Origin of the sequence: Faecalicoccus sp. (assembly GCF_036552745.1) — a bacterium.
In the GTDB taxonomy this organism is placed as follows: domain Bacteria; phylum Bacillota_I; class Bacilli_A; order Erysipelotrichales; family Erysipelotrichaceae; genus Faecalicoccus.
The window spans coordinates 1-4915 of sequence record NZ_JAXKBY010000174.1 but is presented as its reverse complement, the minus strand read 5'-3'; the positions used below and the strand labels follow the sequence as shown (position 1 = coordinate 4915).

Sequence of the window (4915 nt, the reverse complement as noted above, 5' to 3'; positions counted from 1 at the left end):
TTAATACTTTTCTTGTAGCTTAACTTAATGACATTGCCTATAAGTCAATCCTTTTTTAATAAAATTCAAAGAATTGCATAAAAGTATCCATGAAAAATGTATTTCACTTCTATTCTATTTTCTATCGATTCCTTATGGAATCAAAATAGAGTACTCATCAACTTGTGAAAAAATTCATTATCCATTGATTTAAGATACAAGCTGTGATACAGTTTCCTTGGTAAGATAGTAAATATCTGAAACAATGGAGGAATTAAAATGTCAAAGAAAATCGTATTAGCCGGTGCATGTCGTACCGCAATCGGTAAAATGGGTGGCGCTCTAAGCAATACACCTGCTGCTGATTTAGGAGCGATCGTTATCAAAGAAGCTTTAAATCGTGCCGGTGTTAAACCTGAACAAGTGGATGAAGTTTTAATGGGATGCGTTATCCAGGCTGGTTTAGGACAGAACGTTGCTCGTCAGGCATCCATCAAAGCCGGACTTCCTATTGAAGTACCAGCTGTTACATTAAACGTAGTATGTGGTTCTGGTTTGAACAGTGTAAACCAGGCAGCTGCTATGATCAAAGCCGGACAGGCTGATATCGTGGTTGCCGGTGGAATGGAAAACATGTCCATGGCACCATTTGCTCTGAATAAAGCACGTTTTGGATATCGTATGAACAACGGAGTATTAGTTGATACGATGGTAAACGATGCCTTGACTGATGCATTTAATCATTATCATATGATGATCACTGCCGAAAACATTTGTGATCAATGGGGATTAACTCGTGAGGAATTGGATGAATTTGCCGCTAATTCTCAACAGAAATGTGAAAAAGCACAGGCTGAAGGTAAATTTGATGATGAAATCGTACCAGTTCCGATAAAAGTGAAAAAAGAAATCGTAGAATTCAAGAAAGACGAAGGACCACGTGCCGGTACTACGGTTGAAACCTTGGCTAAATTACGCTGCTGCTCAGGAAAAGACGGTGGACTTGTAACAGCCGGAAATGCTTCCGGAATCAATGATGGTGCTGCTGCCATCGTTGTAATGAGCGAAGAAAAGGCAAAAGAATTAGGTGTTACCCCAATGGCTACATGGGTAGATGGTGCTTTAGCCGGTGTAGATCCAAAGATCATGGGTATCGGTCCAGTAGCTGCTACAAAGAAAGTAATGGAACGTACCGGATTAAGCGTTGATGATATGGATCTGATCGAAGCCAATGAAGCCTTTGCGGCTCAGTCTGTAGCCGTTGCCAAAGACCTGAACTTTGACATGAGCAAAGTTAACGTTAACGGTGGAGCTATCGCATTAGGTCACCCTGTAGGTGCCAGTGGATGTCGTATCTTAGTCACTCTGTTATACGAAATGCAGAAACAGAATGCGAAAAAAGGTCTTGCGACATTATGTATCGGTGGCGGTATGGGATGTGCCACAATCGTTGAACGCGACTAATTTCAAACGGATTATAAAAAAAACGGCGTGTGAAGTTTATTGTTCACACGTCTTTTTCTTTGTCAGATATTTACTTGCCTCTTTGATGGTTAATGAACTTAAAGCTGTATGATGTTGTTTGACAAAAGATTCTACCCATCTTGGATTCGTTTTGGAATATTGTCGCAGTGCCCATCCTATCGCTTTATCGATAAAAAATTCATGAGATCCTAAACAGTTTAAAAGAATCGTTTCTAAAAGCTGAGTATCGGTTTTCTCTTTATATAACAGTTGATGATCGATCGCAGCTCTTTTGATCCAAATTTCATCCGATTTTGTCCACAGAATCATCTCCTGCTTGATTCTTGTATCTCTAAGACCCATTTTTCCAATGACTTGATCTAAGGCATCTGTTGTATCCCACCAGTTCCCTTTTTGAATATAAGCTTGGATTCGATCTACCTCTTCAAAAGGAATATAGGAAGCTAACGCTACCAAATAATCACAGACAAAATATTGAAATTCTCGGTGTTGATCTTCAAAGCATTGATCCAACAATTCCCAATCTACCATCTTCTTTGTCTTTTCCTCTTTCAAAAAGTTTTTATACAATGCTTTTCGCTTTGGTGAAGGGATACCATAAAATAAAAACTGATTCTTCATATAAGCAGCCATCTTTTTTGCCTGTAAAGGATCGGCCTGATCTTCCATCTGTTTTTTGAGTATCTTGTAATAAGTTGTCATATCCAAGCTTTCTACAATACGGTGTAATGAAAGATATTATAAATATTGATGCAGATAATGACAATCATCAAACCAATAAACAGTTTATCAACCGTAGAATCGACAATTTTCTTATTGATCTTTCGTCCAAAGATTCCGCCTAGAATACCACAGAGAATCATACCCACAAGCAAGGTCAAATCGATGGAGGCGACACCGCTGATCAGATTGCTGATCAAACTGGCACCCTGCGAAAACAAAATAATATATAATGAATTTTGCGCAGCTTCCTTGGTCTTCATCGTAAAGAAAAAATATAGAACAACCAGATTGATCGGTCCTCCACCTATTCCAAGGAAAGAAGAAAAACAACCTAATAATAAACCAATACCAATACATGCCAGAAGATTGGTGACTTTATACGTCTTGATCTTGTCTTTTTGAATTGTATAGATCAATGTGCCTAATGTAATCAGAAGCAATACAAAAGCCTGAACAGCCCCGGCTGTATTGGGTGATGCGAACAAGGAAGCTACCATACTAAAGAGTTCTTTTCCAATCAAGCCTCCAATCGCAGCACCGATGGCCAAGGGTGTTCCGGTCTTCATATCAACAGAAGAATCCTTTGCCACAAAGCTTTTACAAACTGAATAGGTTGTCATCGAAAGAACGGTACATCCGGAAAGAAAATTGATTACCGATACGTCCAATACTCCAAAGGCATCCATGACCGGTTTAATGATAATACCGCCGCCAATACCACATATAGCACCAATGATCGAGGCAAAAAAACTAATCAGAAAAAATAATATATACATGAATCTCTCTCCTTTTTAAGAGTTTTGACATCTTCTATTATTCTACACTATTCCCTTTTAAAAATTTTAGAACATCTTGTCAATTTCTTTAGAAGGATTGTTCTTCCATATTTTCTAAAACTGATTTTGTTTTATAATGAAAGTAAGAAATGTGAGGTAAAAATCCTATGAAAACTTTTATTGCGGTGGATCTGGGCGGAACCAATATTCGTGCCGCTTTGGTATCCGAAGATGGCCAGATCTTAGATGTGAAAAAAGATAAGACAGAAGCCCAGTTAGGCAAAGAGCACATTATGGAAAAAATGGAGAGCTTGATTGCTTCATTGGACGGCTACAAAGATGCGCTTGGTATCGGTTTAGGAATTCCCGGTCCAACAGATACTGTTAACGGAAAGATCATCATTTCCAATAATTTACCGGATCTGGTTGGCTATCCGATTGCCGATCGTATTCAAAAACATTTTAACAAGCCTACCTTTATGGCGAATGATGTAAAGGTAGCTGGTTTAGCTGAAGCCTTGTTAGGCGAAGGAAAAGGAAAGAAAAATTTATATTATTTAACCATTTCAACCGGTGTTGCCGGAGCCATGATCCTGGATGGAAAAGTCTTATCCGGTTTCCATGGACACGGCGGTGAAATCGGTAATGCGATCATCGATCCTTCCAGAGAGCCAATCAATGGATTAAATCCAGGGGCTGCCGAGTCCTGGGTATCCGGTCCGGCCATTGTACGCGAGGCAAATAAAGCCTGCCATAAAGAATTTGCACATGCCGGAGAAGTCTTTGAAGCAGCCAAGAGCGATGAAAATGCCAAAGCTGTCGTAGAACGATTCAAAGAAGATTTAGCCATTTTACTGGTAAATGTATGTTTTGTATGCGATCCGGAACGCATCCTGATTCAAGGTGGTGTTATGAAATCCGGTTCTGATTTTTTGGAAGAAGTGCAGGAAAAAATGCGCAAGTATTTATTCCCGGGTATGCGCGAAACAACACTGGCCAATGCCACTTTGGAAGAAAGCGGTCTTGTCGGTGCCGCAATGCTTGCCAAATCACAAATGGAAGACTAAAGCGTTCGTAAAGAGCGCTTTTTTTATGTATGCATATCCTACTATTTTTATATTGTATATAAGCTATGTTGATGATAAACTTTTTGAGGAAAGAAGGAATATCATGTCAAAAATACAACCACTACAGGTAATGATAGATATGATCGACTTTGATCAAAGAAACATTCAGACACCATCAAAATGTATTTCATTAGATACGATTATCAATACAGAGATAATATGTGATATCTATCAAAACCAAGACAAGAAAATGGTTTCACTGCAGTCATACTTACCTGTTAAAGCCGCTAAGCTGCAGATTGGATTAAAACTGATTGGTAAAGATCATTCAGAATACGTTATTTATCCATCCCACGAACTGGTCTATCCCTTTACAAAAGAGTATGATCAAGTTCTACACCTTTGCCATGTTCTACAGGATAAAATACTTAACAAATCCTAAAAAGCACCTTCTCCATATAATTTCATTAAGTTTTATTAAAAATTATCCTTTGCAAACATTCTTTGCATGACAAAAGCCCATCTCTGCTTTACTATGAAATTAGAAAAGAGGTGGCAATCATGACATATATACAGTCGAACTTAAAGTTCTTGCGAAATAAAATGAACATTTCTCAAGAAGAATTGGCTAAACGATTATTTGTAACCCATCAAACGGTTTCCAATCATGAAAATGGAAAATCACAGCCTAATTTTGAAATGATAGAAAAGTATGCTTCCTTTTTCAATGTTCCCTTTGAAGATCTGATTCACAAGGATCTTTCCCTGAAACAAAAACCGACTCGCATTCTATTTGACAGTATCATCTTTGATACCAAAGACAAAGTATTTATCATACTTGATGGTTCTAAAGGGACTTATTCCTATAAAAATATTAAAAAATGC

General features: G+C 38.2%; 6 protein-coding genes. 4 read left to right on the top strand and 2 right to left on the bottom strand.

Features of this window, described 5'->3' with window-relative positions; genetic code table 11:
- Window positions 1-258: 258 nt before the first annotated feature.
- Window positions 259-1443: an acetyl-CoA C-acetyltransferase gene (locus U0M88_RS08380; RefSeq protein WP_331869533.1), complete on the top strand. Its 1185-nt coding sequence runs from the start codon at window positions 259-261 to the stop codon at window positions 1441-1443.
- A 36-nt stretch (window positions 1444-1479) separates the two neighbouring features.
- Here the strand turns inward: U0M88_RS08380 and U0M88_RS08375 are convergent, their stop codons facing one another.
- Window positions 1480-2166: a DNA alkylation repair protein gene (locus U0M88_RS08375; protein ID WP_168964499.1), complete on the bottom strand. Its 687-nt coding sequence runs from the start codon at window positions 2164-2166 to the stop codon at window positions 1480-1482.
- An 11-nt stretch (window positions 2167-2177) separates the two neighbouring features.
- The gene (locus tag U0M88_RS08370) at window positions 2178-2963 is read right to left on the bottom strand and encodes a sulfite exporter TauE/SafE family protein (RefSeq protein WP_117446867.1); all 786 of its coding nucleotides are present in this window, start codon (window positions 2961-2963) and stop codon (window positions 2178-2180) included.
- 167 nt (window positions 2964-3130) lie between these two features.
- Here U0M88_RS08370 and U0M88_RS08365 point away from each other — a divergent pair, with 167 nt between their 5' ends.
- From U0M88_RS08365 to U0M88_RS08355, 3 genes are all read left to right on the top strand, one after another.
- Window positions 3131-4030: an ROK family protein gene (locus U0M88_RS08365; RefSeq protein WP_331869532.1), complete on the top strand. Its 900-nt coding sequence runs from the start codon at window positions 3131-3133 to the stop codon at window positions 4028-4030.
- A 103-nt stretch (window positions 4031-4133) separates the two neighbouring features.
- The gene (locus tag U0M88_RS08360; RefSeq protein ID WP_331869531.1) at window positions 4134-4472 is read left to right on the top strand and encodes a hypothetical protein; all 339 of its coding nucleotides are present in this window, start codon (window positions 4134-4136) and stop codon (window positions 4470-4472) included.
- Window positions 4473-4591: 119 nt separating this feature from the next.
- Window positions 4592-4915 (top strand): helix-turn-helix domain-containing protein (locus tag U0M88_RS08355; RefSeq protein ID WP_331869530.1); only part of this gene is annotated, 324 nt, incomplete at its 3' end.

Coding starts and splice junctions, on each gene's coding strand:
- U0M88_RS08375 (WP_168964499.1), bottom strand. CDS start 2,166: ATGACAACTTATTACAAGATACTCAAAAAACAGATGGAAGATCAGGCC.
- U0M88_RS08370 (WP_117446867.1), bottom strand. CDS start 2,963: ATGTATATATTATTTTTTCTGATTAGTTTTTTTGCCTCGATCATTGGT.
- U0M88_RS08360 (WP_331869531.1), top strand. CDS start 4,134: ATGTCAAAAATACAACCACTACAGGTAATGATAGATATGATCGACTTT.
- U0M88_RS08365 (WP_331869532.1), top strand. CDS start 3,131: ATGAAAACTTTTATTGCGGTGGATCTGGGCGGAACCAATATTCGTGCC.
- U0M88_RS08380 (WP_331869533.1), top strand. CDS start 259: ATGTCAAAGAAAATCGTATTAGCCGGTGCATGTCGTACCGCAATCGGT.